This window comes from Allobrachymonas wangyanguii (assembly GCF_045055315.1).
Taxonomy (GTDB): Bacteria; Pseudomonadota; Gammaproteobacteria; order Burkholderiales; family Burkholderiaceae_C; genus Brachymonas; species Brachymonas wangyanguii.
Genome location: NZ_CP173677.1, coordinates 1,908,524 through 1,934,400, shown reverse-complemented (window position 1 = coordinate 1,934,400; position 25,877 = coordinate 1,908,524). Strand labels below are relative to the sequence as shown.

Sequence of the window (25,877 nt, the reverse complement as noted above, 5' to 3'; positions counted from 1 at the left end):
CTGCCGGATCAGAAGGTACGGACGCGCGGCGGCACGGTTTCAACCGTCAGGGGCTTGGTACGCACCGGCTTGTAGCTCAGGCTGTTGGTAGCGCTGTGCCACTGGGTGTGCTTCATCCAGTTGACATCGTCACGGCCCAGCGGGGCGGTCGGGTGATCGGCCGGATGCTCGTAGTCGTAGACGGTGTGGGCGCCACGGCACTCGTGACGGGCAGCGGCAGACACCATGGTGGCCTGGGCCACTTCGATCAGGTTTGCCACTTCCAGGGCTTCCTGGCGTGCCATGTTGAACACCTGGGAGTTGTCCTTCAGGCCGACGTTGGCCACGCGCTCGCGGATCGCGGCGATCTTGGTCACGCCTTCGTCCATGCCGGCTTGCGTGCGGAACACGCCAGCGTGCTGCTGCATCGCGTTGCGGATGTCGTTGGCGATATCCTGGGCGTACTCGCCGTTCGGGTTGTTGTTCAGCTTGTCCAGACGGGCACGGGTGAAGTCGCTGGCGTTGGCCGGCAGATCCTTGTGCGTCTTGTTCTCGCTGTTGTACTTGATGATGTGGTTGCCGGCAGCCTTGCCGAACACCAGCAGGTCCAGCAGGGAGTTGGTGCCCAGGCGGTTGGCGCCGTGCACGCTCACGCAGGAGCACTCGCCCACGGCGTACAGGCCGTTGATGACGCGGTCTTCGCCATTCACGTGCTCGACCACCTGGCCGTTGATGGTGGTGGGGATGCCGCCCATCTGGTAGTGGATGGTGGGCACCACCGGGATCGGCTCCTTGGTGATGTCGACGTTGGCGAAGTTGACGCCAATTTCATACACGGAGGGCAGACGCTGGTGGATCTTGTCGGCACCCAGGTAGGAGAAGTTCAGCAGGATGTGGTCCTTGTTGGGACCGCAGCCACGGCCTTCCTTGATTTCCTGGTCCATGCAGCGGGACACGAAGTCACGCGGTGCCAGGTCCTTGTATTCGGGGGCATAACGCTCCATGAAGCGCTCGCCTTCGCTGTTCACCAGGTAGGCGCCCTCGCCGCGGCAGCCTTCGGTCAGCAGCACGCCGGCTCCGGCCACGCCGGTCGGGTGGAACTGCCAGAACTCCATGTCCTGCAGCGCGATGCCGGCGCGGGCAGCCATGCCCAGACCGTCACCGGTGTTGATGAAGGCGTTGGTGGAAGCGGCAAAAATGCGGCCGGCACCGCCGGTGGCCAGCATGGTGGTCTTGGCTTCCAGCATGAAGACCTCGCCGGTCTCCATTTCCATGGCGGTCACGCCCACCACGTCGCCGCTGGCGTCGCGCACCAGGTCCAGTGCCATCCATTCGACGAAGAACTGGGTGCGGGCCGACACGTTCTGCTGATACAGCGTGTGCAGCATGGCGTGGCCGGTACGGTCGGCAGCCGCGCAGGCGCGCTCCACCAGCTTGCGGTGGCCGTCGCCGGCGTCTACCGTGTGGCCACCGAAGGGGCGCTGGTAGATGGTGCCGTCCGGGTTGCGGTCGAACGGCATGCCGAAGTGTTCCAGCTCGTACACGACGTTGGGTGCTTCACGGCACATGAACTCGATGGCGTCCTGGTCGCCCAGCCAGTCGGAGCCCTTGATGGTGTCGTAGAAGTGGTCTTGCCAGCTGTCGGGGTTCATGTTGCCCAGCGAGGCGCTGACGCCGCCCTGTGCCGCCACGGTGTGGGAGCGGGTGGGGAACACCTTGGTCAGTACGGCAACGCTCAGGCCGGCGCGGGCCAGTTGCAGGGATGCACGCATGCCGGAACCACCGGCGCCCACGATCACGACGTCATACTTGCGGCGCGGCAGGGATTGGGTAATCGAAGTCATTGTTTACAGTCTCCACAGAACTTGGGCAGCCCAGCCAGCGGAGCCAATCAGCCACGCGGCGGCGAACAGTTGCAGGGCCAGGCGGATGCTGACCGGCTTGATGTAATCCATGAACACGTTGCGGACGCCGATCCAGGCGTGCCAGCAGATGGAGATCACGGTGATGAAGGTCAGGAACTTCATCCAGGTAGCGGAGAAGATGCCGGACCAGGCCTCGTAGCCCAGCGGGCCGGAGGTGAAGATGACGGACAGCAGCAGGGCGATCGTGAAGATGGCCATGATGATGGCGGAACCGCGTTGCACGATCCAGTCACCCGTACCGTAGTGGGCAGCACCGCCTGCGCGACGCTTGGAACCATAGTTGACAGCAGACATGGGTTTACCTCTTTAGCTTTGAAATCAGAACAGGCCGAACAGCTTGGCGCCCAGCAGCACGGTCAGGCCCAGGCTCAGCACCAGCGTGAAGATGGCGGAAGAACGGCCAAACTGCTTGTTCACGGCGGAGTGGCAGAAGTCCATGTAGATATGGCGCAGGCCGGCGATCAGGTGGTGCAGGAAGGACCAGATCAGCAGCAGGCCGATCAGCTTGTAGAACCAGCCAGGCATGCCGAGGCTGCCGTTGAACAGGCCGGTGAAGCGCTCCCAGGAGACCTGCGAGCTGACCGACTTGTCGAACAGCCAGACGATGAAGGGCAGCAGCAGGAACATCAGCATGCCGCTGATGCGGTGCAGGATGGAGACCTTGGCCGCGATGGGCATGCGCAGGGCAATGGGAATCAGGTCCGAGAGACCGATGTTGCGGAACTCGGGGCGCTGGGAGGATTTGTTGGTAGTAGACATGATCAGCCTTGTGAGAGTCAAGAAAGCGAAACAGCCGCACACGACACGAGGCATCGCGTCACGTGTGACAAATATCGTTACAAGAGCGGCGTCGATTTTAGCTGCAATAGTTCACGATATGAGGGGTAACCGTTGGAATCGTACAAATTTGGACGGGTAAGCCATCGCGGCGACCGTTTCCGGCAGCTCAACTCAGGGTGTTGCGGTAGTGGTGGGTATCGGTCCGGTAGAGCGCCTTGCGGATCTCTACTGGCTTGTCGTTGTAGGTCAGGCTGGTGCGTTCCACCTGCAGCAGCGGCATGGCCGGATCGACCTGGAGCAGTTCTGCCTGCTCCGCAGTGGGCAGGGTGGCGCGCACGCGTTCTTCGGCACGTGTCATGCGCACGCCAAAGTCGCGCTCGAACAGGCCATAGGTCGGACCCTGGTGCTCGGACAGCTGTTCCGCCGTGAGCCCCTTGAACAGGCTGGCCGGCAGCCACATGTCTTCCAGGATGGTGGGCACGCCGCCCAGCGAGAGCACGCGGCGGACCTGCAGCACCGGTTCGCCACTGGCGAGTTGCAGCGCCTCGGCCAGCTCGGCCGTGGCACGCAGCCGGCGGCATTCGAGGATGGTGCGCTGCGCCGGACCTTCGCTGTCGAGCGTGCCATGGTCCGGGTACAGGCGCAGGAAGCGGTATTCCACATGGCGCTCGTTGTGGCTGGCAACAAACGTGCCCTTGCCCTGGCGGCGGATCACCAGGTTTTCGGCAGCCAGTTCGTCGATCGCCTTGCGCACCGTGCCCTGGCTCACGCTGTAGCGCTTGGCCAGTTCCATTTCGCTCGGGATGGCTTCTTGCGGCTTCCATTCACCAGCCTGCAGGCTGTGCAGCATGGCCTGCTTGATCTGCTGGTAGAGCGGACTGAAGGTGGGGGTGGCAGCGTTGTCGCTGCCGGCTGCCGGGCCGGAGTGGGCGGCTTCCGCGAGGGCGGTAGGGGCTTGGGTCATGGCACTGTTGCGCCTGTGTAACAGGAGCGGGATAGAGTGGAGTTGACACGCTGGATAGCGCGGTCATTTGCTAAATGATATCTTATATAAGACATAAGACAAGTTGTCGCGCAACAGCTTTCGGCGTTACACTATGGCACGCGCTGTGAGCGGGCCTGGATCCAAGTATCCGGGCGACCGGCACACGGGTTTCTTGTCGTCTGCCGGGTGGCAGGCAACATCCATTTTTTTCTTCTCACACTCCCTGGAGACTGTTTCATGAGCAAATCCCCCGTACGCGTTGCCGTTACCGGCGCTGCTGGCCAGATCGGTTACGCCCTGCTGTTCCGTATTGCTTCCGGCGAAATGCTGGGCAAGGACCAGCCCGTGATCCTGCAGCTGCTCGAAATCCCGGACGAGAAGGCCCAGAACGCGCTGAAGGGCGTGATGATGGAACTGCAGGACTGCGCATTCCCGCTGCTGGCTGGCATGGAAGCCCACTCCGATCCGATGACTGCCTTCAAGGATGCCCAGTACGTGCTGCTGGTCGGCGCCCGTCCGCGTGGCCCCGGCATGGAGCGTGCCGACCTGCTGGCAGCCAATGCCCAGATCTTCACCGCCCAGGGCAAGGCCCTGAACGCCGTGGCTGACCGCAACGTCAAGGTGCTGGTGGTGGGCAACCCTGCCAACACCAACGCCTACATCGCCATGAAGAGCGCTCCGGACCTGCCGGCCAAGAACTTCACCGCCATGCTGCGCCTGGACCACAACCGTGCCGCCAGCCAGATCGCCGAGAAGACCGGCAAGCCGGTGTCCAGCATCGAGAAGCTGGCCGTGTGGGGCAACCACTCTCCCACCATGTACGCCGACTACCGCTTCGCCACCATCGACGGCCAGGGCGTCAAGGACCTGATCAACGACGAAGACTGGAACCGCAACACCTTCCTGCCGACCGTGGGCAAGCGTGGCGCCGCCATCATCGAGGCACGTGGCCTGAGCTCTGCCGCTTCTGCTGCCAACGCCGCCATCGACCACATGCGTGACTGGGCCCTGGGCACCAACGGCCAGTGGGTCACCATGGGTATCCCGAGCCAGGGCTGGTACGGCATCCCGCAAGACACCATGTTCGGCTTCCCGGTGACATGCGAAAACGGCGAGTACAAGGTCGTGGAAGGCCTGGAAATCGACGCGTTCAGCCAGGAATGCATCAACAAGACCCTGGCCGAGCTGGAAGGCGAGAAGGAAGGCGTGCAGCACCTGCTGTAATTGCTACCCTGGCTGCCGCACAAGCGGCAGCACCAAGGATCTGCCCTGTTTCGACAGGGCATCTGCCCAAGCGCATGTGCTGTGTGCTTGGGTGGATTTTGACCCTGCAGGCATCGCCTGCGCAGCCTGCCAGACCACGACATGACAGACTTGACCACGGCCCACCCGCGTGATGTGCTGCTGGGCGCCCAGGGCGCTACCGGCCAGCTCCCCACCTGCGATCACTATTGCGGGATGGAAGCGCGTATCCGCAAGAGCCTGCAGCTGCAGGCCGAGATGACCGAAGAGTTCGGTGCCTGCGTGTTTGACCTGACCATGGACTGCGAAGACGGTGCCCCGGTTGGCGGCGAGGCCGAGCATGCCGCCATGGTGCTGGAGCTGGCGCGCTCCGCTGCAGCCGATGCGCGTGTCTCGGTGCGCGTGCATCCGGTCGATCATCCCGCTTTTGCCGCTGATGTCGAGACGCTGGTGGGGCAGGGGGCTTCCATCTGGCGCCATGTGATGATTCCCAAGGTGGAATCGCTGGCCGATGTCGAGCTTGCCGTGCAGCATGTGGATGCGCACGGTGGCCAGCAGATGCCGCTGCAGGTGCTGCTCGAGTCCTCCTTTGCCATTCGCAACGCCTTCGAGATTGCCGCCCATCCGCGCGTGCAGTCGATCAGCTTTGGCCTGATGGATTTTGTCTCGGCCCACGGCGGTGCCATCCCGGGCGACGCGATGGGCCTGGAAGGCCAGTTCAGCCACCCGCTGGTGATGCGTGCCAAGTTGGAGCTGGCCGCTGCCTGCCATGCCTACGGCAAGACGCCATCGCACTGCGTGGTGACCGAGTTCAGCAACACCGATGCGATCCAGCACGCGGCCGAACGTGCCGCGCGCGAGCTTGGCTACACCCGCATGTGGAGCATCCACCCGGCGCAGATCCGCCCGATCATCGAGGCCTTTGCCCCGACCGAGGCCGAGATCGGTGACGCCGCCGAGATCATCGCTGCTGCCATCGCGGCCGAGTGGGCGCCGGTGAGTCACAAGAAGAAACTCCATGACCGCGCCAGTTACAGGTACTACTGGCAATTGCTGGAGCGTGCCCATGCCACTGGCAAATCGTTACCAGAGACCATCCAGGGATTCTTTGCCTGAGGCTTTTGATTCCATAATGCAGCATCTTCATTTTTGCAAGTAAAGGACGTCATGAAGAAAACCCTGATCCTGTTCTCTGCCCTGGCGATTGCCAGCTCCGGTGCCATGGCCCAGACGGCCAGCAAGACCAGCACGGCCAAGAAGGCCACGGCGACCAAGGCTGCTGCCAAGAAGGCACCCGTCAAGAAGCCGGTGGCCAAGAAGACCACGGCCAGGAAGGCTGCTCCGGCCAAGAAACCGGCGGCCAAGCCGGCAGTCGCCCAGAGCACGCTGCGCGACCGCCTGGCGGTCAACCCGCTGACCGGTGCCAGCGCACCGGCCGCTCCGTTGCCGCCCGCACCGGGTGTCGCCTTCCCGGCGACTGCGCTGCCGGTGTTTGCCGGCGCCATGCGCTGCGACATGAACCAGACCGTGACTGTCACCCCCGACGCTGCCGATCCCTATGTCTACAAGGTCAATCTGACGCGCGGCCCGACCTACACCATGCGCCAGGTGCCGACCACCACCGGTGTGGTGCGACTGGAAGACAAGGATGCCGGCGCCACCTGGCTGCAGCTGGGCAACAAGTCCATGCTGATGAACCAGAAGCTGGGCCAGCGCCTGGCCGATGGTTGCCGCAACGAACAGCAGATGGCGCGCGAGGAAGAGCTCAAGCTCAACCCGGTCGACCTGCTGAAATAAGCCGATCCGTGCTGCTGCCTGCGGGCAGCAGCAGAACCTCTCTAATTACCTACCAGGAGAAAACCCATGTTGAAAGCCTACCGTGACCATGTGGCCGAGCGTGCCGCACTCGGCATTCCCCCGCTGGCGCTGGATGCCAAGCAGACATCCGAACTGATCGAGCTGATCAAGAACCCGCCGGCCGGTGAAGAAGCTTTCCTGGTCGATCTCCTGACGCACCGCGTGCCGCCGGGCGTGGACGATGCGGCCAAGGTCAAGGCCAGCTTCCTGGCTGCCGTGGCGCACGGTGACATCCAGGTGGCGCTGATCAGCAAGGCCAAGGCGACCGAGCTGCTCGGTACCATGGTTGGTGGCTACAACGTGGGTCCGCTGGTGGAGCTGCTGGATGATGCCGAAGTGGCTGACATCGCTGCCGCAGGTCTGAAGAAGACCCTGCTGATGTTCGACTACTTCAACGACGTGGCAGCCAAGGCCAAGGCTGGCAATGCCAAGGCCAAGGAAGTGCTGCAGAGCTGGGCCGATGCCGAGTGGTTCACCAGCCGTCCTGAAGTGGCGCAGAAGATCACCGTCACCGTGTTCAAGGTGCCGGGCGAGACCAACACCGACGACCTGTCGCCCGCTCCCGATGCCTGGAGCCGCCCCGACATCCCTCTGCACTACCTGGCGATGCTGAAGAACACCCGCCCCGACGCGGCCTTCAAGCCCGAGGAAGATGGCAAGCGCGGTCCGATCCAGTTCATCGAAGACCTGAAGAAGAAGGGCCATATCGTGGCCTACGTGGGTGACGTGGTCGGTACCGGCTCCAGCCGCAAGTCCGCGACCAACTCCGTGATCTGGGCGACTGGCGAAGACATCCCCTTCGTGCCGAACAAGCGCTTTGGTGGCGTGACGCTGGGTGGCAAGATCGCTCCGATCTTCTTCAACACCCAGGAAGACTCCGGCTCCCTGCCGATCGAGGTCGATGTGACCAAGATGGAAATGGGCGACGTGCTGGACGTCTACCCCTACGAAGGCAAGGTCGAGAAGAATGGCGAGAAGATTGCCGACTTCGCCCTGAAGAGCGATGTGCTGCTGGACGAAGTGCAGGCCGGTGGCCGTATCAACCTGATCATCGGTCGCAGCCTGACCGCCAAGGCACGTGAAGAGCTGGGCCTGCCCGCTTCCACCGCCTTCCGCCTGCCCAAGGCGCCGGTCGATTCCGGCAAGGGCTTCACGCTGGCACAGAAGATGGTCGGCCGCGCCTGCGGTCTGCCGGAAGGCCAGGGCATCCGCCCGGGCACCTACTGCGAGCCGCGCATGACCACCGTCGGCAGCCAGGACACCACCGGCCCGATGACGCGTGACGAACTGAAGGACCTGGCCTGCCTGGGCTTCAGTGCCGACATGGTGATGCAGTCCTTCTGCCACACCGCAGCCTATCCGAAGCCGGTCGACGCCAAGATGCACCGCGAACTGCCCGAGTTCATCAGCAGCCGTGGTGGCGTAGCCCTGCGTCCGGGCGACGGCGTGATCCACAGCTGGCTGAACCGCCTGCTGCTGCCTGACACCGTTGGTACCGGCGGCGACAGCCACACGCGTTTCCCGATCGGCATCAGCTTCCCGGCCGGTTCCGGTCTGGTGGCCTTTGGTGCCGCCACCGGCGTGATGCCGCTGGACATGCCGGAATCCGTGCTGGTGCGCTTCAAGGGCGAGATGCAGCCGGGCGTGACCCTGCGTGACCTGGTGCATGCGATTCCGCTGTACGCCATCAAGGCTGGCCTGCTGACGGTTGAAAAAGCTGGCAAGAAGAACATCTTCTCTGGCCGCGTGCTGGAAATTGAAGGCCTGCCGAACCTGAAGGTCGAACAGGCATTCGAACTGTCCGACGCCTCTGCCGAGCGTTCCGCTGCCGGTTGCACGATCAAGCTGAACCAGGAACCCGTCATTGAGTACCTGCAGTCCAACGTCGTGCTGATGAAGAACATGATTGCCGACGGCTACGAAGACGCCAAGACGCTGCAGCGCCGTATCGAGAAGGTCGAGCAGTGGCTGGCCAACCCGCAGCTGCTGGAAGCCGATGCTGACGCCGAGTACGCCGCCGTAATCGAGATCGATCTGGCCGACATCAAGGAGCCGATCGTCTGCTGCCCGAACGACCCGGATGACGCCAAGTTCATGTCCGAAGTGGCCGGTACCCCGATCGATGAAGCCTTCATCGGCTCCTGCATGACCAACATCGGCCACTTCCGTGCCGCAGCCAAGCTGCTGGGCGGCAAGCGCGATATCCCGGTCAAGCTGTGGGTGGCTCCGCCGACCAAGATGGACCAGAACGAGCTGATGAAGGAAGGCCATTACGCTGCCTTCGGTACCGCCGGCGCGCGTACCGAAATGCCGGGCTGCTCGCTGTGCATGGGTAACCAGGCACAGGTGCGTGAAGGCGCGACCGTGATGTCCACGTCTACCCGCAACTTCCCGAACCGTCTGGGCAAGAACACCAATGTGTATCTGGGTAGCGCCGAGCTGGCAGCGATCTGCTCCAAGCTGGGTCGCATCCCGACCGTGGCGGAATATCAGGCCGAAATGGGCGTCATCGACGCCGACAAGGCCAGCGTCTACCGCTACATGAACTTCGACCAGATCGAGGAATACGCAGAAGTGGCCAAGAGCGTCTAAGCCCTTGCCAATGGGCGGCTCGCAGGAGTCGCCCTGATGCGATCAACCCCGTTGCCTTGTGGTGGCGGGGTTTTTTCTTGTCCATTTCCTGGCTGGAGAGGCTGAGCTGGGCATGAAAAAGCCTCCTGGCCGGGGCGAGGAGGCTGTACAAGGTGTTGACCGTCAGCTCACAGCGGCGGCTCTTCGTGCTTGTCCTTCATCACCAGGTAGACGCCGCCAGCGGCCAGCGCCGCCCAGACGACAAAGGCCAGCATGCCAAAGCGTTCGGCCAGCGGGTTCATGTTGAACAGCATCAGCAAGGCCATGGCAAGCAGGGCGTTGCCGATCCAGAAGCGGGTCTTTGAAGGGGATGGGGTCTGGTTCATGCGATGCGTGCCTGGGCACGTACTGGATGCTGCCGGATCGGCCGCCGTGTCTGCGGGCGATCCGGAGCAAGGGTCAGTTCGTCTTGCCGTAGCTGGCGTAGGCCTCGTAGGCGTGGTAGTTGGAGGCGGAGCGTTCGATGCCGTTGAGCACCGCGCCAGCCACCTGGATCTGGTTGTTGCGCAGGCGATCCAGGCTGGCCTCGATATCCTTCACGGTGGTCTGCTCGAAGCGCGTGACCATCAGCGTGGTACCTGCCAGCTGGCCGATGATGTTGGCGTCGGTCACAGCCAGCACTGGCGGAGAGTCGACGATGACAAAATCGTACTGGCTGGAGGCCTGTTGCAGCAGTTCCGCCAGACGCGGGCTGGACAGCAGTTCGGCCGGGTTGGCCTTGTTGCTGGTGCCGTGCGACATGAAATCCAGGCCGGCTACGGAGGTCGTCTTGATCTGGGCGCTGGAGCCGGGGTTGGCCAGGTATTCGGCCAGGCCCTGTCCCAATTCCACGTTCAGCAGTTCATGCACGCCGCCCTTGCGCAGGTCGGCGTCGATCAGCAGTACCTTCTTGCCGCCCTGGGCCATCACGGTGGCCAGGTTGGCACTGACGAAGGTCTTGCCGACCGCCGGGGTGGCACCCGTGATCATCAGCACGTTGTTGCGTGCCTCCATCAGGTTGAAGTACAGCGCGGTACGCAGCGAGCGCAGGGCTTCCACCGCAATGTCGTCAGGCTGGTTGGCGGCCAGCAGGAAGTTGGAGCGCACGTTCTTGTCGCGACGCTTCAGGTGCTTCAGGACCAGGTCGCGCTTGCGTTGCGTAGACGACAAGGGTACAGAAGACAATACCGGCATGCCGATATCTTCCAGCTCATGGGCTTCCTCGATGCCGCGGCGGAACAGCGATCGCAGGATGAAATACAGGGCGCTCAGCAGGCCGGCACCCAGCGTGCTGGCCAGCACGATCAATGGTTTTTTCGGTTTGATCGGCTCTTCCATGGTCAGGGCGCGATCGATCACGCGGATATTGCCGATTGTGCTGGCCTGGGTGATGTTCAGTTCCTGCTGCTTGGTCAGCAGCTGCTGGTAGATCGCCTGCTGGATCTGGACGTCGCGGTTCAGACGGATCACATCCTGCTGTGTCTTGGGCAGGTTGCTGATCTTGCCTAGCAGCTGCTTGCGGGCATTTTCCAGCACCTGCTTCTTCTCGGCGATGGCCTTGTAGACCGGGTGATCCGGTGTGTAGAGCTGGGAAACCTCGCTTTCCTTGATCTTGAGATCGGTCAGCTGCATGTCGATCTGGTTCAGGCTCTGCACCACGCCTTGCGATTCGATGGCGATATCGACGGTAGCGTTGCGGTTGCGGTAGGCGTTGAGGGCATTTTCAGCCTCTTCCAGTTTCTGCTTGATTTCCGGCAGCTGCTGTTCGACAAATTTCAGGCTGGCGCCGGCCACCTGGGCATCGTATTCCTGGTTCTGGCTGACGTAGTGGTCGATGATGGTGTTCAGCGTATTCTGCGCACGTGCCGGATTCTCGTCATCCAGGCTCATGCCCATGATGTTGGTCTTCTTGCCGTTCTCCTGTACGCCCAGGGAGCGCGACAGGCGCGTGATGGCAGACTGGCGGGAAACCGGTGTGACCTCGAATTCGTCGCCGGGCAGGCCGGCAAACTTGCTGACGTGGATGGACACGCCATCGGCGGCGGTAAAGGCGGTACCGGTGGTAGCGGCATGGGTTTCACCATCAGGCATGGTGATCTCGAACTTGTTGCCGCCCTGGTAGCGCAGGGTGAAGGTTTCGCCACGCAGGCTGTCCGGCACGACCATGCTGGTGATGACCAGTTCCGGTGCAACCTTGCGCTTGTCGCCAAAGTACTTGGTGTAGAACGGCGGGCGAACGTACTCGGGCCTGGCCGTCAGGTTCAGTTCGTCCACGGTAGTACCCAGCACCATGCGCGAACGGATGATCTGGATCTCGGTAGCGGCGTCACCGGATTCGTTGCCGGTGAGGGCGCTCAGTTCGCCAAGGATCTGGTTCTTGTTCTTGGGCTCGATCTGCAGCAGGGCGTTGGACTGGTAGACCGGGGTGGCGCTGAGGGCGTAGAGGGCACCGGCCAGCAGGCCGGCCAGCAGGCTCAGGCCGATCCAGGTCTTGTTGAGCAGCAGGACGTTGAACAGGCGACCCAGGTCGATTTCGTCGTCGTTCTGCTGCGGACGGTTGCGGGAAGCGGAGCTTGCGTTTTGGCTATTGGACATGGATTTACCAGTTCATCTTGCTTTTCCATTGCTCGGAAAAGGCAGAAATCAGTTGATAGGCGGAAGCAAAGTGGCTGGCGTCCTTGCGATACGGGTCGGCCACTTCCTGCTGGTTGTTCCAGCGGCCCAGCAGCATCACCTTGCCACGGGCACTCGGGCTGATCTGGCAGACGCTGTCGACATGGCGCTGCTCCATCACCAGGATCAGGTCATAGGACTGGCACATGGCATCGGTGAGTTGGCGCGCGCGATGCGACGACAGGTCCAGACCGTCCTGCACGGCTTCGACTTGCGATTGCGGGTCAGCAGGGTGGTCCACCATGGCCTGGATGCCGGCAGAGGCGACTTCGACCGAGGCCGGTGCCAGCTGGCGCAGCTTGGCCTCGGCCAGCGGGGAGCGGCAGATATTGCCGACGCAGACCACCAGGATCTTGTTGAACATGGGGCTTAGTCTCCCAGGTTGAAGGCGTTGGCCAGCAGGCCGAAGGTGGTCAGGGATGGGATCACCTGGCTCACGACACGGTTCCAGCGGCCGACCGGTGCCAGCGTCACGAACACGATGTCTTCCGGCTGCAGCTGGAAGCGGGTGCCCATGGCAAAGGCCGAGGCGTCCTTCAGGTTGAGCTGGTAGATGTCGGCAATCTTGTGGGTAGCGGCAGGATCACGCGGACGGATCACGAACACGCCGCGCGCATCGGCCAGGGTCTGGCTGATGCCCTTGGCCTCACCGAGGGCGGCGGTCAGCGACAGGCCGCTCGGAGGCACGGCCAGCGTCTTCTGCTCGATCACTTCACCCATCACGTGGATGCGGCGCTTTTCGTTGGTGGGAATGAACAGCACGTCGTTCGGGCCGAGCAGCACGTTCTGGCTCATGTCGCCGTGCTGCATGATGTCGTACAGTGAAATCGTGCGCGTATGACCGTTGCGCGTCAGCGTGGCACGTGTCGGATCGGCGTTGTCAGCCAGGCCACCGGCCAGGTTGACGGCGTTCAGCACCGTCATCGGCACGTTGGTGATGGCGAGCTGGGACGGGCGCTCGACGGCGCCGGTCACTTGCACTTTCTTGTGCTGGTAGGCGGCAATCGTGACATCGACCTGCGGGTAGCGCAGGTAACGGCCTAGCAGGCCGGTCAGCTGGGCGCGGATCTGCGAGGCCGACTTGCCTGACACGCGCACGCGGCCAGCGTACGGGTAGAAGATGTAGCCTTGCGCATCGACCACGGTGCCGCTGGAAGTGTTCTGCTGCTGGCCGTCCAGGCCACCCATCAGGGAGGTGGCATTGGTCATGGGAGCCTGGCCGACGGCACGGTTGATCTCCGGGTGGCCCCAGACCACGATGTTCAGCACATCACCGGGACCGACGCGGTAGTCATAGGCTTGCAGGCTGGAGGCCAGACCCGGATTGGCGCGCGGCAGCACTTCCGGCCGGTACTGTGTTGCCAGCAGGGCCGGGGTGATCGGGAAGATCTCGACATGCTGGTTGATATCGAAGGTAGCCGCATCGTGGGGCTGTGTGACCTGCTTGCCGGAAGTCTTGAGTTGTACGCCAGGGACGGCACAGCCTGTCAGGGTGACAGCCAGGGCCAGCAGGGCAGTCGGGATCAAACGTGGGGTCATGGTAATCATCGGGGCTATGGCTAGAGACCTTGCGGGCAAGAATGAATTGTAACCAGTGATTACTGGGTCAGGCGCGCCAGCAGCGCACCCTGGTAGCGGGGTTCCAGCGGCAGCCAGACCTTGAGCGGGCTGCCATTGGCGACCTGGATATCCAGGCCGTCGGCATTCTGCATGGATTCCAGTCTGACGATCTGGTTCCCTGCCGGGTGAATGACCTCGAGTCGGTCACCCACCGCAAAGCGGTTCTTGACCTCGACCTGTAGCCAGCCATCGCGGCTTTCGGTCTTGCTGACTTCGCCGACAAACTGGCTGCGCTGGGTCTGCGAGCTGCCGGTTTCGTAGTTCTGGTAGTCGTTAGCCGGACGGCGCTCAAGGAAGCCGGCGGTGTAGCCACGGTTGCTCAGGCCTTCCAGCTCGGTGATCAGTTCCGGGTTGAACGGACGGCCAGCCACGGCATCATCGATCGCGCGGCGGTAGATCTGGGCGGTGCGGCTGACGTAGTAGAGCGACTTGGTACGGCCCTCGATCTTGAGCGAGTCGACACCGATCTGCGTCAGGCGTTCGACGTATTCGACGGCACGCAAATCCTTGCTGTTCATGATGTAGGTGCCGTGCTCGTCTTCCATGATCGGCATCAGCGCGCCGGGACGGCCCACTTCCTCGATCAGGTAGACCTTGTCGGCCAGCGGATGACGCTGGCCATCGCCGGTGGCGGACGGTTCGCGGCTGGTGGCAGCAAAGGATTTCTCGGCCTGCTCGCGCTCGGCTTCGAAGTTGAAATCCTGGTCCATCCTGGTACCGATGGCATCGCCGGTGTTGCTGTCGATATCGGCATCGTGCGTGGCGTAGTTCCAGCGGCAGGCGTTGGTGCAGGTGCCCTGGTTGGGATCGCGCCGGTTGAAGTAGCCGCTGAGCAGGCAGCGGCCGCTGTAGGCAATGCACAGCGCGCCGTGCACGAAGACTTCCAGCTCCATGTCCGGGCATTCCTGGCGGATACGCTCGATTTCGTCCAGGCTGAGTTCGCGCGACAGGATGATGCGCGCCACGCCCATGCGCTGCCAGAACTTGACGGCGGCGTAGTTGACGGTGTTGGCCTGCACCGACAGGTGGATCGGCATCTCGGGCCATTTTTCGCGCACCATCATGATCAGGCCGGGGTCGGCCATGATCAGGGCGTCGGGTTGCAGCGCGATGACTGGTTCGATGTCGCGCATGTAGGTGCGCACCTTGTCGTTGTGCGGCAGCAGGTTGCTGGTAACGAACAGCTTCTTGCCGCGCGCGTGGGCTTCGGCAATGCCTTGCTGCAGCTGCTCCAGCCGGAATTCGTTGTTGCGCGCGCGCAGGCTGTAGCGCGGCTGGCCGGCGTAGACGGCATCCGCGCCGTAATCGTAGGCAGCACGCATCTTGTCGAGACTGCCAGCGGGTAGCAGCAGCTCGGGAGCTCGGAGGGGTAGGGTCATGCAGGACCGGCAAGGGCGAACCTTGCCATCAGGGAAATTCGGAAAATCCCTGATTGTCCCGTTTTTTCATGAACTTGGCGAGACAGAACCGTGAAACCAAAGCGCAATGCGAGTGCATATTGCACATCGATACCCGCAGATGTGTGCTAAGCGGGACAGTTTCGGTTCACAATCAGGCCATGGATACACCTTTGCTGATAGCAGGCGGCGGCATTGGCGGGCTCGCTGCCGCACTGGCGCTGGCGCGCCAGCAAATTCCTTCCCGCGTGATTGAGCAGGCCGATGCCTGGGCCGAGGTCGGTGCTGGCATCCAGCTCGGGCCGAACGTGGTGCGCGTGCTCAAGAGCTGGGGCCTGGGCGATGCGCTGCAGGAGATTGCATCTTTCCCGCAAATGCTGCGTGTGCGCGATGCGCTCAACGGCCGCCTGCTCGGCATGCTGCCCTTCGATTCCCATTTCAGCCTGCGCTATGGCGCGCCCTATGCCACGGTACATCGTGCCGACCTGCACCGCGTGCTGCTGCAAGAGGTGATGCGCCAATACGGGGTGCAGCCACAGCTGCAGCGGCGGATGGAACGCTTCCAGACCCGGTCCGATGGCACCCTGGATGTCGAGCTGGCCGCGACTGGCTCCGATGCCGTGCGTGAACAATGGCAAGTGCCGATGCTGATCGGTGCCGATGGCCTGTGGAGCCGGGTGCGCAAGCAGCTGCTGCCAGGCGAAGCTGAACCGCGTTACAGCGGCATCCTGGCCTACCGGGCGCTGGTACCGCAGACCAGCTTGCCGGCCTGTTTCCGTACGCGCCAGGTCACGGCCTGGCTTGGCCCGGATCTGCATGCGGTGCAGTACCCGGTACGCGGCGGTAGCCACCTCAACCTGGTGATCATGATCAAGGGGCCGCGCCCGGACGACTTGCAGGGCTGGGACCATGCGGCCAATGCCGGCCACCTGCGTACCGCCTTGCGGCACACCGCCTTGCCGGTACGCGGCCTGGCCGATGCGATTGACGACTGGCGGCTGTGGCCGCTGTGCGATCGTCCGCCGGTACGCAGTGCACGGGAGATGGCGCAGGGACAAGTGGCACTGCTGGGCGATGCGGCGCATCCGATGCGGCCTTTCCTGGCGCAGGGCGCAGGCATGGCGATCGAGGATGCTGCCGTGCTGGCACAGTGCCTGCAGGCGGGGGGATTGCAGCAGCAGGCCCTGCAGCAATACGCACAGCAGCGCTGGCAGCGCGTGGCACGCGTGCAGCAGCGCTCGATCCGCAATGGCGGCATTTTCCACAGCAGCGGCTGGATGCGCTGGGGTCGCGATACCGGCATGCGCCTGCTGGGCGAGCGCCTGATCGATGTGCCCTGGCTCTATGGGCAGTGCGTGGTGTGAAGGGTATGATGGCCGCATCACCCTGAGCCCAAGGAGCGAGACATGATGCCGACCCGAACGTCTACCCGATCCCTCACCCTGGCTGCCGGACTGGCCGCTGTCCTGCTGGCAGGCTGTGCCAGCACCCAGGACCAGGCCCCCAGCAGCAGCGAAATGCCACCCGCCATCAACGTCGGTGGCGTGATGGTCGGCACCGCCAACCGCATGACGCTCTATACCTTTGACCAGGATGGCGTCAACAAGTCCAACTGCAACGCCCAGTGTGCGCAGAATTGGCCGCCGCTGCTGGCCGATGCCAAGGCGGTGAATCGCGGCGATTTTTCCGTGTTCCAGCGCGATGACGGCCGCAAGCAATGGGCACTGGTCGGCAAGCCGCTGTACTACTGGAGCAAGGATGCGCGCCCCGGAGACATGAGCGGTGACATGCTTAACAACGGCCAGTGGCACGCTTTCCGCGTGCTGCCGCGCGCCGCACGCTGACGTGGCAAGGCGGGCTCCAGGCCCGCCTTTCTGATGCTGGTCCGTTGACAGCGCAGGGCTGCCAGGCTGGGCTCAATCATCCAGCTGGCCCAGCATCAGGAACTCCATCAGCGCCTTCTGGCCGTGCATGCGGTTTTCCGCTTCGTCCCAGACCACCGACTGGCTGCCATCGATCACGTCGGCGCTGACTTCCTCGCCGCGGTGTGCCGGCAGGCAATGCATGAACAGGGCGTCAGGCTTGGCGCAGGCCATCATTTCGCTGTCGACGCACCAGTCGGCAAAGGCTTCCTGGCGTGCCGCGTCTTCGGCTTCCCAGCCCATGCTGGTCCAGACGTCGGTGGTGACCAGGTCGGCGCCGGCGCAGGCTTCGTGCGGGGTCTTGAAGAACTTGACGTGATCGCCCAGTTCCACGCCCGGGATCGTGCTGTCGATGTCGTAGCCGCTGGGCGTGCTGACGTGCACGGTAAAGCCGAGCAGCTTGGCCGCCTGCAGCCAGGTGTTGGCCATGTTGTTGCCATCACCGACCCAGGCCACGGTCTTGCCCTGGATGGCACCGCGGTGCTCGATGTAGGTGAAGATGTCGGCGACGATCTGGCACGGATGGTATTCGTTGGTCAGGCCGTTGATCACCGGCACGCGCGAAAATTCGGCAAAGCGCTCGATGCGCTCCTGCTCAAAGGTGCGGATCATCACCAGGTCGACCATGCGGCTGATGACGCGTGCTGTGTCCTCGATCGGTTCGGAGCGGCCGAGCTGGCTGCCCTGGGCGGTCAGGTTGACCACTGTGCCGCCCAGCTGGTACATGCCGGCCTCGAAGCTGACGCGGGTACGCGTGCTGGCTTTCTCGAAAATCATGGCCAGGGTGCGGTCAGCCAGGGTCTGGTGCTTCTCGTAGCGCTTGAACTTGGCCTTGATCTGTGCCGCACGGCGGAACAGGTAGGCGTATTCGTCGGCACTCAGGTCGGTGAACTGCAGGTAATGGCGGATGGTCATGCGAGGGGCTTTCGGCTAACAAACAGGGGTGGACGGCGGGCAGGGCTCAGGCGGCCAGGAAGTCGCGCACCATGGGCAACAGGATGGCGATGATCTCGTCGGCATCGGCCTGCGTCAGGTTGAGCGGCGGCACCAGGCGGATCACGCTGTCGGCGGTGACGCTGAACAGCAGGCCGCGTTCCAGGCCCGTATTGAGCAGGGCGCCGCAGGGACGATCCAGCTCGATGCCCAGCATCAGGCCGTGGCCGCGCACTTCCTTCACGCCGGCATCGTTGGCGAACGTCTGTTCCAGGCTGGTGCGCAGGTAGTCGCCCATGCGGGCCGCATTTTCCAGCAGCTGTTCCTGCTCCATGATGCGGATCGTCTCGAGACCGGCACGCATGGCCAGCGGGTTGCCGCCAAAGGTGGAGCCGTGGTTGCCGGGCTGCATCACGTTGGCGGCACGCGGACCGGCCACCAGCGCGCCGATCGGCATGCCGGAACCCAGGCCCTTGGCCAGGCTCATGCAGTCGGGCAGGATGTCGGCCCACTGGTAGGCAAACCACTTGCCGGTACGGCCAAAGCCGCACTGGATCTCGTCCAGCATCAGCAGCCAGTCGCGTTCGTCGCACAGCTGGCGCAGCTGGCGCATGAAATCGACCGTCATCTCGTGGATGCCGCCTTCACCCTGGATTGGTTCCAGCAGGATGGCGACCACGTTGGCATTGCCTTCGGTAGCGCGCTTCAGTGCCTCGATGTCGTTGCGCGGCACGCGGATGAAACCGGGTACCAGCGGGCCGAAGCCGGCCTGGATCTTGGGGTTGCCGGTGGCGCTCAGGGTGGCGATGCTGCGGCCGTGGAAGGCGTTTTCGAACACCACGATCTGCGCGTTCTCGATGCCCTTGTCATGGCCGAACTTGCGCGCCAGCTTGATCGCGGCCTCGTTGGCTTCCAGGCCGGAGTTGCAGAAGAAGGCGTTGCTCAGGCCGCTGATCTCGACCAGCTTGGCTGCCAGCGCTTCCTGGCCCGGGATGTGGAAGTAGTTGGAGCAGTGGATCATCTTGCCGAGCTGGTCCTGCATGGCGGCGACAAACTCGGGATGCGCATGGCCCAGGGTGTTGACGGCAATGCCGCCCAGACCATCCAGATAGGACTTGCCGTTGACGTCCCAGACGCGGGAGCCCTTGCCATGGGACAGGGCGACCGGCAGTCGTCCGTAGGTGTTCATGACATGGGGAGAGGCGGCAACGGTGGTCATGCAGTGCTCCGAAAACAGGAAAGCCGCCCATGGCGACAGGCCCTGGGCAAGCGGAAACAGGAATATGCGCCGTGGCGCAAGTCAGGGAATCATTGTAGAACACATGCGAGATCGTGTGCCAGCGTGCCCGGTCAATGCACAGGTAGTAGAATCGGTGCGCAGTGCCAGCGGCGGGCCCGACGCCGCACCGGGCCACGAGCCCCTTCAGACCAGCGGATTCATGACCATCACTCCCTCCAGCAAAGAAGTATTCATCATGGGCCTGACCAGCCAAGGCAAGAAGTTTCGCCCGAGCGACTGGGCCGAACGGCTGGCCGGCGTCATGAGCCACTTCCGCCCTGGTGGCGCCAGCCATCCTGGTGCCCACCTCAGCTATTCGCCCTGGTGCACGCCGAACATCGTTGGCGGTACCAAGTGCGTGATCGTGAACCGCGAGCTTGAGGAATACGAGCCGCTGGCCTGGAATTTCGTGATCAACTTTGCCAGGGACAATGACCTGCAGGTGGTGGAAGCCTGCCTGATGCCGGACGCGCGTCCCTGAAGTGCCCGCCAGGCGCTGGCAAGCGCCCATGAAAAAACCGCCTTCATCATGAAGGCGGTTTTGTTATTCCTGCTGACAGCGCACCCGGACAAACGGCAGTGCGGACGGACCGCACCGGGCGTTGCCTGAAAAAATCAGGCGGCGGTAGCCAGGGCCTTGACCTTGGCAGACAGGCGGCTCTTGTCGCGGGCAGCCTTGTTCTTGTGGAAGATGCCCTTGTCGGCAATGATGTCGACCACGGACTGCATCTTGCCGAACAGGTCCTTGGCCTTCTCGACGTCACCAGCCAGCACGGCTTTCTCGACGTTCTTGATAGCGGTACGGTACTTGGAACGCAGCGAGGTGTTGGCTGCGTTCAGCTTGACGTTCTGGCGTGCGCGCTTGCGGCCAGACGCCAGGCGGGGGTTCTTTTTCTTCTTGGTAGAAGCCATGATGTGATTCCTTGTGTTGAGGGATGATGTCAGCGGAACCCGCAATTATAGCCAGTGCTGGTCAATTTGTCATCAAATGATGGCGTGCCGTGTGGCCGACATGCGCAACGGCTACACTGGCACCTCTGCGCGAAACTGCCGTGCACACTACCGGATATCCACCGTGAGCCTGTTCAAATCTGCTTCCATTGTTTCCCTGCTGACGCTGGCGTCGCGCATCACCGGGCTGATCCGCGAGCTGTTGATTGCCTCGGCCTTTGGTGCCAGCGCCTTTACCGACGCCTTCAACGTGGCGTTCCGCATTCCCAACATGTTCCGCCGCCTGTTTGCCGAAGGCGCGTTCAGCCAGGCCTTTGTGCCGGTGCTGGCGGCCGCGCGCGAGCAGGAGGGCGACGAAGCGACGCGCCAGACGATTGACCGCGTGGCCACGGTACTGTTCTGGGTGCTGCTGTTCTTCTGCGCGCTGGGCGTGATTGCCGCGCCGTTCCTGGTCTGGCTGCTGGCCAGCGGCCTGCAGCAGGATCCGCAGGGTTTTGATGCTGCCGTCACCATGACGCGCTGGATCTTTCCGTATATCGGCTTCATGTCGATGGTGGCGCTGGCCGCCGGCGTGCTCAACACCTGGAAGCGCTATGCCGTGCCAGCCGCCACGCCGGTGCTGCTGAATATCGCGATGATCCTGGCGGCCTGGTTCGGCGGCCCGTGGTTTGCCAGCATGGGCATCCAGCCGGTCTACGCGCTGTGCGTCGGCGTGATGGTAGGTGGTGTGCTGCAACTGGGTACCCAGCTGATCGCCATGGGGCGTCTGGGCATGTTCCCGCGCATTGGCCTGACCTGGCGCGCCATGCGCGAGGCACTGGCCGATCCGCACACGCGCCGCATCGGCAAGCTGATGCTGCCGGCGATCCTGGGCGTGAGCGTGGCGCAGATCTCGCTGCTGATCAACACGCAGATTGCCTCGCACCTGGCACCCGGCAGCGTGAGCTGGCTGAGCTATGCCGATCGCCTGATGGAGTTTCCGACGGCGATGCTGGGCGTGGCGCTGGGCGTGGTGCTGATGCCGCAGCTGGCGCGCGCCAAGGCGGCTGATGATCCGCAGGCCTATTCGGCGATGCTGGACTGGGGCCTGCGCCTGGTGGTGCTGCTGTCGGTGCCGTGTGCCGCGGCGCTGCTGTGCTTCTCGCAGCCGCTGGTGAGCGTGCTGTACAACTATGGCGCCTTTACCTCGACCGACGTGCAGCAGACCACGCTGGCGCTGATGGGCTACGGTGCCGGTCTGGTCGGCCTGGTGGCGATCAAGGTGCTGGCGCCGGCCTACTATGCGCGCCAGGATATCAAGACGCCGGTGAAGATCGCGATTGGCGTGCTGATTGCCACGCAGCTGATGAACCTGGTGTTCGTGCCGCTGCTGGCGGTGGGTGGCCTGTCGCTGTCGATCGCGCTGGCGGCGATGGTCAACGCCGGCCTGCTGCTGGCTGGCCTGCTGCGCCGTGGCAGCTACCGCCCGGAAAAGGGCTGGGCGCTGCTGCTGCTGCGCGTGTTTGCCGCCACGCTGCTGCTGTCGGCCTTCCTGCTCTGGGCCGATGGCCTGGACTGGGTCGATGTTTCCAGCAAGCTGATGCGGCTGCTGCAGTTTGCCGGCATCATGCTGGGCGCCGTGGTGATCTATTTTGGGGCGCTGGCCGTGTCGGGCTTCAAGCTGCGCCAGCTGGTGCGCCGCTAGGTCAGCAACAACAGCATCGGCAAAAAGACAGGGCTGCCTCTTGCGAGGCAGCCCTGTGTCGTTCAGCCGTGGGCTGCCGGGTGGATCCGGTCAGCCCTGCGCCTTACGGGGCAGCAAAGAACTGTGTGCTGTACTGGTCCACCGGCAGCTTGCGGATGATGGCACGACCGCTGGCATCCTTGTCGCTGATGCGGTCGATCCAGGTCTGCAGCACGTCGGCGTCCAGCACGCCAATGTCCATGCGGCGCTCGGCCGGGATATTCGCCAGCGTGGTGTAGCCGTCACCGCCCGTGGCGTTGAAGCTCAGCACGAACAGGCGGTAGGTCTTGTTCATGTCGAGGGCTTTCCAGCTGTTGCTGGCCTTGTCGAACGCCTGCAGGTTGCTGGCGCGGTTGCCCTTGGCCTGGCTGGCATCGACGTTGAAACGCAGGCCGGCCGAGTAGGGGTAGGGACCGGTAGAGCCGCCCTGCTTGAAGGTGGCGTCCAGGCCGTCCTCGATCATGGACTTGGCTTCGGCACCGGTGATGTCCAGGCGCCACAGCATGTTGCCAAAAGGCAGCACTTCGATCACGTTGGCTGCGGTGACTTCACCCTTGAGCGGAACACGCACGCCACCACCGCTTTGCAGCGTGAAGTCGGCACCGCCGTAATCCTGGTTGGCCACGTCCAGATAGGCCTGGGCGACCAGCTGCTGGATATCGCCGCCGCGCAGGCTGACGTCACCGATGGCATTGCACTCGGCGCTGGAGCGGCCGTAGTCGGTGCTGCCTGCACCGCCCGGAACACGGCGGCTGCAGATTTCCTGCGGTGCCGTGGCCACGATCTTGGCCTTGAACACTTCCACCAGCTTCTTGAACGGCTCCAGCACGGCCAGCGCCTTGGCGTCCGGCTGCACCACGCTCAGGAAACCGCTGGCCTTCACGTCATCCTGGATTGCTTTCAGCATGGCGGCATCCGGGGCGGCCTTGTTGACGATGTAGTCGTCACCGATCAGCACGTGCGGGGTACCGGCACAGTCGGTGACCTTGCCTTCGGCGTCAAAGTTCACCTTCAGTTCGCCGACCACCTTGGCATATTCGTTGGCGTGCACCAGGCAGACATTGTCGCCATCGGCATTCTGCAGACGTGTCGGGTAGGCGCCAGACGGGCTGCCGGCCTTGTAGGTTTCCAGGCTGTCCGGGCCGAGCAGGGTGTGCGAGTCGCCGCCGACGATCACGTCCACGCCGCGCAGCTGGGCTGCCAGCGCCTTGTCGGCTTCATAGCCGATGTGCGACATGACGATGATCTTGTTGACGCCATCCGCCTTCAGCTGGTCGATGCTGCGCTGGGCCGCAGTCGCTTCCTTCTCGAAGGTGGTGTCCGGATCGGGGCTGGAGGATTCCTTGGTCTTGCCGGCCACGGTCAGGCCGACGATACCGATCTTCTGGCCGTCACGCTCGACCACGATGTGCGGCTGCACGTAGCCGGGGGCCTTCTGCGGGTTCAGCGCGGAATTGGCACCGAACTGCACGTTGGCCGACAGCACCGGCGTCTTGCACTGGGCCGGGTCCTTGTGCAGGAAGTCGATGAACTGCTTCAGGCCGCTGTCGCCCTTGTCGAATTCGTGGTTGCCCAGCGCGAAGGCGTCAAAGCAGACGGTGTTCATCAGTGCGGCATCGGCTTCGCCCGGCTGGCCAGCGCGGTTGAAGTAGAGCGTGCCGGTGATGGCGTCGCCGGCATGCAGCGCCAGCACGTTGTCATTGTTCGCGCGGATGGCCTGGATCATGGCGGTGACGCGCGGGAAGCCGCCGGCATCGACGCTGACATTCTGGCCAGCCAGGGTGAAGCTGCGGCTGGCGCTGTCCAGGTTGGAGTGGCTGTCGTCCACGTGGGCGATGGTCAGCTCCAGCGGCTTGGCAACGACCGCCGGTTCGGACGGCTTCGTGTTGTCGTCATCGCCGCCACAGGCGGTGAGCAGGGTGGCGCCAGCCAGCGACAGGATCGCGGGCAGGGCGTAGGGCAGGGAGCGCTTGCGCATGGGAAATGTCTCCAGTGAGGTGAAATATACCGGTCAGCCGATGGTCGGGCTGGTACTGCCGGCGGGGAGGGTGATGCGGGTGGTCTGCAGCAGCGGGGTAGCGGGAGCCTGGCCCTCATCCAGCGGCTTGACCTTGTGGAACTGCACTTCCAGCTGGCTGGCCGTCACGGTGGCGGTGGCATAGCCTTGCGCGTGGTGATCGCCATACAGCATGTCCGGGTTGTTGGCCGGAACGCCTTGCGGGAAGGCCGGATGCACGCCGGCGGGCAGGCCGCGCCAGAGGAAGGTCTCGAAAGTGGGCTGGTCGGCCACCAGTGCCTGCAGCGCCGGCATGGCCCTGGCGGCGCTTCGCAGGTAGCTGAAGAAGGAGTTGCTGCTGATGCCGGCAACGACAAAATCGACCATCGCGGCTTTGCCAGCCGGCGGGTTGACCGGGGCGGCCGGCTGGCGCGGGTCAAAGCCGATCTGGTCGCGCACGATGCCGCACTGGAAGGCGTGCAGGTCGCCGGTGATGGCGACCACGTTGCGGATATTGTTCTGGGTCAGGAACTGCATCAGCTCCTGCTTGTGTACCGGGTAGCCATCCCAGCAGTCGGCGTTGATGGCAAACACCTGCTGCAGCGCCGGATCGGTGACTAGCGGATGCTGGCGCAGGTCGGCCCACATGCGTGACAGCGACAGTTCGTTGCCCCAGAATTTCCAGGTCGAGCGGCTGTTGCGCATGGTATCCTTCCACCATTGCGTCTGCGTCTTGCCGAGGATGGAGGGCGCAGTGGCGCGCGGCTGCTGCGTCAGCAGATCCACCTGCTGTGCCTGCAGCAGCAACGGCAGCGGCGTGAAGTAGCGCGTGCCGACCGAGGTGTCCATCTGCAGGGCGGCATCCAGCGGGGCACCCTGCGACAGCGGCAGTAGCGCTTCCGGAATCGCATGGTCGTCGCGGTACAGGCGCTGGTCGGTCATGACCAGGTGCATCAGCTGGCCGAACTGGAAATCGCGGTAGATGCGGATGTTTTCGTGGCCGGCCTTGTTCAGGTCGAAGGAGACGTCGCCCATGTCCACCGGCATGTATTCGAACCAGGCCTGGCTGGCGGCACGGCGGCGATCGGTCTGCTGCTGGTTGGCGTTGTTGTAGGTCTGGTGATCCTGCCAGCAGTCGTCGCTGAACTCGTGGTCGTCCCAGACGGCGATGAAGGGGAACTTGCGGTGCACTTCCTGCAGACGCGCATCGCTGCGGTAGGTGCGGTAGAGCGTGCGGTAATCGGCCAGCGTCAGGGCGGCGGTGGAACCATCGGCCAGTGGCATGCCGTCCGGCAGGGTGATCGGCTGGTGGGCCGGCTCGACCTGGCCGGTCTGGAACTGGGCACCCACGGTTTCGTAGATGTAGTCGCCCACGTGCACGGTGAAGTCCAGCTCCTGCTCGGCGGCCAGCAGCTCCATGGCGCCCCAGTGGTTGACCGACCAGTCCTGGCAGGTAAACCAGGCAAAGCGCAGTTGCTGCGGGGTGGCATCGGCCGCTGGAGCGGTCTTGCTGTTGCCGATGACGCTGTGGTCGCGGCCGGCGACAAAGCGGTAGAAATAGCGCGTACCCGGCTGCAGCTGCACCACCTTGGCGCGCACCGTGTGGTCGTACAGGGCCGTGGCAGTCAGCGGCTGTTCCACCACCAGCTCGGAGAAATCCTCGGTCGTGGAGACCTGCAGGGTCAATTCGATATCGCCCGTGCCGGCATCGGCCTGTTGCACGCGGGTCCAGAACACCACGCTGTCAGCCTTGGGATCACCGCTGGCGACACCCAGATCGAAACGGTAGGTGCCAGCAGGCGGGCGCGTGTCGGGAGCGGGTGCGGCAGGCGTGTCGTCATCGCCACCGCAGGCTGACAGGATGCTGCCGGCGGTAATGACACTGAAAAAGGCTGCACTGCGGCGCAGCAACTCCCGTCTTTGCATGGTTGGACTCCCTAGGCTGTGTTGTGTTGCTGCCGGTGGCAGCTATGCACAGCCAGTGTAGGAAGCCCTTGTGACAGAA

22 protein-coding genes are annotated in these 25,877 nt (G+C 63.6%); 8 read left to right on the top strand and 14 right to left on the bottom strand.

Annotation, left to right across the window (positions count from 1 at the left end; translation table 11 throughout):
* Window positions 1–8 precede the first annotated feature (8 nt).
* From sdhA to ACI3EV_RS09375, 4 genes are all read right to left on the bottom strand, one after another.
* Window positions 9–1,823, bottom strand: a complete 1,815-nt coding sequence (gene sdhA, locus ACI3EV_RS09390; protein ID WP_337690365.1) for a succinate dehydrogenase flavoprotein subunit — start codon at window positions 1,821–1,823, stop codon at window positions 9–11.
* 3 nt (window positions 1,824–1,826) lie between these two features.
* On the bottom strand, window positions 1,827–2,198 hold the full coding sequence (gene sdhD, locus ACI3EV_RS09385; protein WP_329771264.1) for a succinate dehydrogenase, hydrophobic membrane anchor protein: 372 nt from the start codon (window positions 2,196–2,198) through the stop codon (window positions 1,827–1,829).
* Window positions 2,199–2,222: 24 nt separating this feature from the next.
* A complete protein-coding gene (gene sdhC / locus ACI3EV_RS09380; protein WP_329771263.1) occupies window positions 2,223–2,663 on the bottom strand; it encodes a succinate dehydrogenase, cytochrome b556 subunit in 441 nt (146 codons plus the stop codon).
* Window positions 2,664–2,850: 187 nt separating this feature from the next.
* A complete protein-coding gene (locus ACI3EV_RS09375) occupies window positions 2,851–3,648 on the bottom strand; it encodes a GntR family transcriptional regulator (RefSeq protein ID WP_337690367.1) in 798 nt (265 codons plus the stop codon).
* A 258-nt stretch (window positions 3,649–3,906) separates the two neighbouring features.
* On the opposite strand from ACI3EV_RS09375, the gene ACI3EV_RS09370 reads away from it, so the two are divergent.
* From ACI3EV_RS09370 to acnB, 4 genes are all read left to right on the top strand, one after another.
* Window positions 3,907–4,893 (top strand): malate dehydrogenase, encoded by a 987-nt coding sequence (locus ACI3EV_RS09370; RefSeq protein ID WP_329771261.1) that lies wholly within the window; start codon window positions 3,907–3,909, stop codon window positions 4,891–4,893.
* A 141-nt stretch (window positions 4,894–5,034) separates the two neighbouring features.
* Window positions 5,035–6,027 carry an aldolase/citrate lyase family protein gene (locus tag ACI3EV_RS09365; protein WP_337690369.1) on the top strand — a complete coding sequence of 331 codons (993 nt, stop codon included), beginning with the start codon at window positions 5,035–5,037 and terminating at the stop codon, window positions 6,025–6,027.
* A 51-nt stretch (window positions 6,028–6,078) separates the two neighbouring features.
* Window positions 6,079–6,708: a hypothetical protein gene (locus ACI3EV_RS09360; protein ID WP_329771259.1), complete on the top strand. Its 630-nt coding sequence runs from the start codon at window positions 6,079–6,081 to the stop codon at window positions 6,706–6,708.
* A gap of 66 nt (window positions 6,709–6,774) precedes the next feature.
* Entirely contained in the window at window positions 6,775–9,360 is a 2,586-nt protein-coding gene (acnB, locus tag ACI3EV_RS09355) for a bifunctional aconitate hydratase 2/2-methylisocitrate dehydratase (protein WP_337690371.1), read from the top strand.
* Between the two features lie 167 nt (window positions 9,361–9,527).
* Here the strand turns inward: acnB and ACI3EV_RS09350 are convergent, their stop codons facing one another.
* The 5 genes from ACI3EV_RS09350 to yegQ form a co-directional block, all read right to left on the bottom strand.
* Complete coding sequence (locus ACI3EV_RS09350) at window positions 9,528–9,725, bottom strand: hypothetical protein (protein WP_337690374.1); 198 nt, start codon at window positions 9,723–9,725, stop codon at window positions 9,528–9,530.
* A gap of 73 nt (window positions 9,726–9,798) precedes the next feature.
* Entirely contained in the window at window positions 9,799–11,973 is a 2,175-nt protein-coding gene (locus ACI3EV_RS09345; protein ID WP_337690376.1) for a polysaccharide biosynthesis tyrosine autokinase, read from the bottom strand.
* Between the two features lie 4 nt (window positions 11,974–11,977).
* A complete protein-coding gene (locus ACI3EV_RS09340; RefSeq protein WP_329771255.1) occupies window positions 11,978–12,415 on the bottom strand; it encodes a low molecular weight protein-tyrosine-phosphatase in 438 nt (145 codons plus the stop codon).
* A gap of 5 nt (window positions 12,416–12,420) precedes the next feature.
* Window positions 12,421–13,590: a polysaccharide export protein gene (locus tag ACI3EV_RS09335; RefSeq protein WP_329771254.1), complete on the bottom strand. Its 1,170-nt coding sequence runs from the start codon at window positions 13,588–13,590 to the stop codon at window positions 12,421–12,423.
* A gap of 59 nt (window positions 13,591–13,649) precedes the next feature.
* A complete protein-coding gene (gene yegQ / locus ACI3EV_RS09330; RefSeq protein ID WP_337690382.1) occupies window positions 13,650–15,050 on the bottom strand; it encodes a tRNA 5-hydroxyuridine modification protein YegQ in 1,401 nt (466 codons plus the stop codon).
* A 179-nt stretch (window positions 15,051–15,229) separates the two neighbouring features.
* Here yegQ and ACI3EV_RS09325 point away from each other — a divergent pair, with 179 nt between their 5' ends.
* Window positions 15,230–16,432: an FAD-dependent monooxygenase gene (locus ACI3EV_RS09325; protein ID WP_337690383.1), complete on the top strand. Its 1,203-nt coding sequence runs from the start codon at window positions 15,230–15,232 to the stop codon at window positions 16,430–16,432.
* A gap of 42 nt (window positions 16,433–16,474) precedes the next feature.
* On the top strand, window positions 16,475–16,912 hold the full coding sequence (locus ACI3EV_RS09320; RefSeq protein WP_337690384.1) for a hypothetical protein: 438 nt from the start codon (window positions 16,475–16,477) through the stop codon (window positions 16,910–16,912).
* 72 nt (window positions 16,913–16,984) lie between these two features.
* Here the strand turns inward: ACI3EV_RS09320 and argF are convergent, their stop codons facing one another.
* Window positions 16,985–17,905, bottom strand: a complete 921-nt coding sequence (gene argF, locus ACI3EV_RS09315) for an ornithine carbamoyltransferase (RefSeq protein WP_337690385.1) — start codon at window positions 17,903–17,905, stop codon at window positions 16,985–16,987.
* A 46-nt stretch (window positions 17,906–17,951) separates the two neighbouring features.
* Complete coding sequence (locus ACI3EV_RS09310) at window positions 17,952–19,142, bottom strand: aspartate aminotransferase family protein (protein ID WP_337690387.1); 1,191 nt, start codon at window positions 19,140–19,142, stop codon at window positions 17,952–17,954.
* A gap of 220 nt (window positions 19,143–19,362) precedes the next feature.
* Here ACI3EV_RS09310 and ACI3EV_RS09305 point away from each other — a divergent pair, with 220 nt between their 5' ends.
* Window positions 19,363–19,683, top strand: coding sequence for a DUF3579 domain-containing protein (locus tag ACI3EV_RS09305; RefSeq protein WP_337690390.1), 321 nt, complete (start codon window positions 19,363–19,365; stop codon window positions 19,681–19,683).
* Between the two features lie 134 nt (window positions 19,684–19,817).
* On the opposite strand, the gene rpsT is transcribed toward ACI3EV_RS09305, so the two are convergent.
* Window positions 19,818–20,114: a 30S ribosomal protein S20 gene (gene rpsT, locus ACI3EV_RS09300; RefSeq protein ID WP_329771247.1), complete on the bottom strand. Its 297-nt coding sequence runs from the start codon at window positions 20,112–20,114 to the stop codon at window positions 19,818–19,820.
* Window positions 20,115–20,277: 163 nt separating this feature from the next.
* Between rpsT and murJ the strand changes: the two genes are divergently transcribed.
* Window positions 20,278–21,837, top strand: a complete 1,560-nt coding sequence (gene murJ, locus ACI3EV_RS09295; RefSeq protein ID WP_337690392.1) for a murein biosynthesis integral membrane protein MurJ — start codon at window positions 20,278–20,280, stop codon at window positions 21,835–21,837.
* Between the two features lie 103 nt (window positions 21,838–21,940).
* On the opposite strand, the gene ACI3EV_RS09290 is transcribed toward murJ, so the two are convergent.
* Together ACI3EV_RS09290 and ACI3EV_RS09285 are read right to left on the bottom strand one after the other, a co-directional pair.
* Entirely contained in the window at window positions 21,941–23,854 is a 1,914-nt protein-coding gene (locus tag ACI3EV_RS09290) for a 5'-nucleotidase C-terminal domain-containing protein (RefSeq protein ID WP_337690396.1), read from the bottom strand.
* 33 nt (window positions 23,855–23,887) lie between these two features.
* The gene (locus ACI3EV_RS09285; protein WP_337690398.1) at window positions 23,888–25,798 is read right to left on the bottom strand and encodes an alkaline phosphatase D family protein; all 1,911 of its coding nucleotides are present in this window, start codon (window positions 25,796–25,798) and stop codon (window positions 23,888–23,890) included.
* Window positions 25,799–25,877: the final 79 nt, after the last annotated feature.

Bases quoted from the DNA above. Each gene is read 5' to 3' on its own strand.
- sdhA (WP_337690365.1), bottom strand. From the start codon at position 1,823: ATGACTTCGATTACCCAATCCCTGCCGCGCCGCAAGTATGACGTCGTG.
- sdhD (WP_329771264.1), bottom strand. From the start codon at position 2,198: ATGTCTGCTGTCAACTATGGTTCCAAGCGTCGCGCAGGCGGTGCTGCC.
- sdhC (WP_329771263.1), bottom strand. From the start codon at position 2,663: ATGTCTACTACCAACAAATCCTCCCAGCGCCCCGAGTTCCGCAACATC.
- ACI3EV_RS09375 (WP_337690367.1), bottom strand. From the start codon at position 3,648: ATGACCCAAGCCCCTACCGCCCTCGCGGAAGCCGCCCACTCCGGCCCG.
- ACI3EV_RS09370 (WP_329771261.1), top strand. From the start codon at position 3,907: ATGAGCAAATCCCCCGTACGCGTTGCCGTTACCGGCGCTGCTGGCCAG.
- ACI3EV_RS09365 (WP_337690369.1), top strand. From the start codon at position 5,035: ATGACAGACTTGACCACGGCCCACCCGCGTGATGTGCTGCTGGGCGCC.
- ACI3EV_RS09360 (WP_329771259.1), top strand. From the start codon at position 6,079: ATGAAGAAAACCCTGATCCTGTTCTCTGCCCTGGCGATTGCCAGCTCC.
- acnB (WP_337690371.1), top strand. From the start codon at position 6,775: ATGTTGAAAGCCTACCGTGACCATGTGGCCGAGCGTGCCGCACTCGGC.
- ACI3EV_RS09350 (WP_337690374.1), bottom strand. From the start codon at position 9,725: ATGAACCAGACCCCATCCCCTTCAAAGACCCGCTTCTGGATCGGCAAC.
- ACI3EV_RS09345 (WP_337690376.1), bottom strand. From the start codon at position 11,973: ATGTCCAATAGCCAAAACGCAAGCTCCGCTTCCCGCAACCGTCCGCAG.
- ACI3EV_RS09340 (WP_329771255.1), bottom strand. From the start codon at position 12,415: ATGTTCAACAAGATCCTGGTGGTCTGCGTCGGCAATATCTGCCGCTCC.
- ACI3EV_RS09335 (WP_329771254.1), bottom strand. From the start codon at position 13,590: ATGACCCCACGTTTGATCCCGACTGCCCTGCTGGCCCTGGCTGTCACC.
- yegQ (WP_337690382.1), bottom strand. From the start codon at position 15,050: ATGACCCTACCCCTCCGAGCTCCCGAGCTGCTGCTACCCGCTGGCAGT.
- ACI3EV_RS09325 (WP_337690383.1), top strand. From the start codon at position 15,230: ATGGATACACCTTTGCTGATAGCAGGCGGCGGCATTGGCGGGCTCGCT.
- ACI3EV_RS09320 (WP_337690384.1), top strand. From the start codon at position 16,475: ATGATGCCGACCCGAACGTCTACCCGATCCCTCACCCTGGCTGCCGGA.
- argF (WP_337690385.1), bottom strand. From the start codon at position 17,905: ATGACCATCCGCCATTACCTGCAGTTCACCGACCTGAGTGCCGACGAA.
- ACI3EV_RS09310 (WP_337690387.1), bottom strand. From the start codon at position 19,142: ATGACCACCGTTGCCGCCTCTCCCCATGTCATGAACACCTACGGACGA.
- ACI3EV_RS09305 (WP_337690390.1), top strand. From the start codon at position 19,363: ATGACCATCACTCCCTCCAGCAAAGAAGTATTCATCATGGGCCTGACC.
- rpsT (WP_329771247.1), bottom strand. From the start codon at position 20,114: ATGGCTTCTACCAAGAAGAAAAAGAACCCCCGCCTGGCGTCTGGCCGC.
- ACI3EV_RS09290 (WP_337690396.1), bottom strand. From the start codon at position 23,854: ATGCGCAAGCGCTCCCTGCCCTACGCCCTGCCCGCGATCCTGTCGCTG.
- ACI3EV_RS09285 (WP_337690398.1), bottom strand. From the start codon at position 25,798: ATGCAAAGACGGGAGTTGCTGCGCCGCAGTGCAGCCTTTTTCAGTGTC.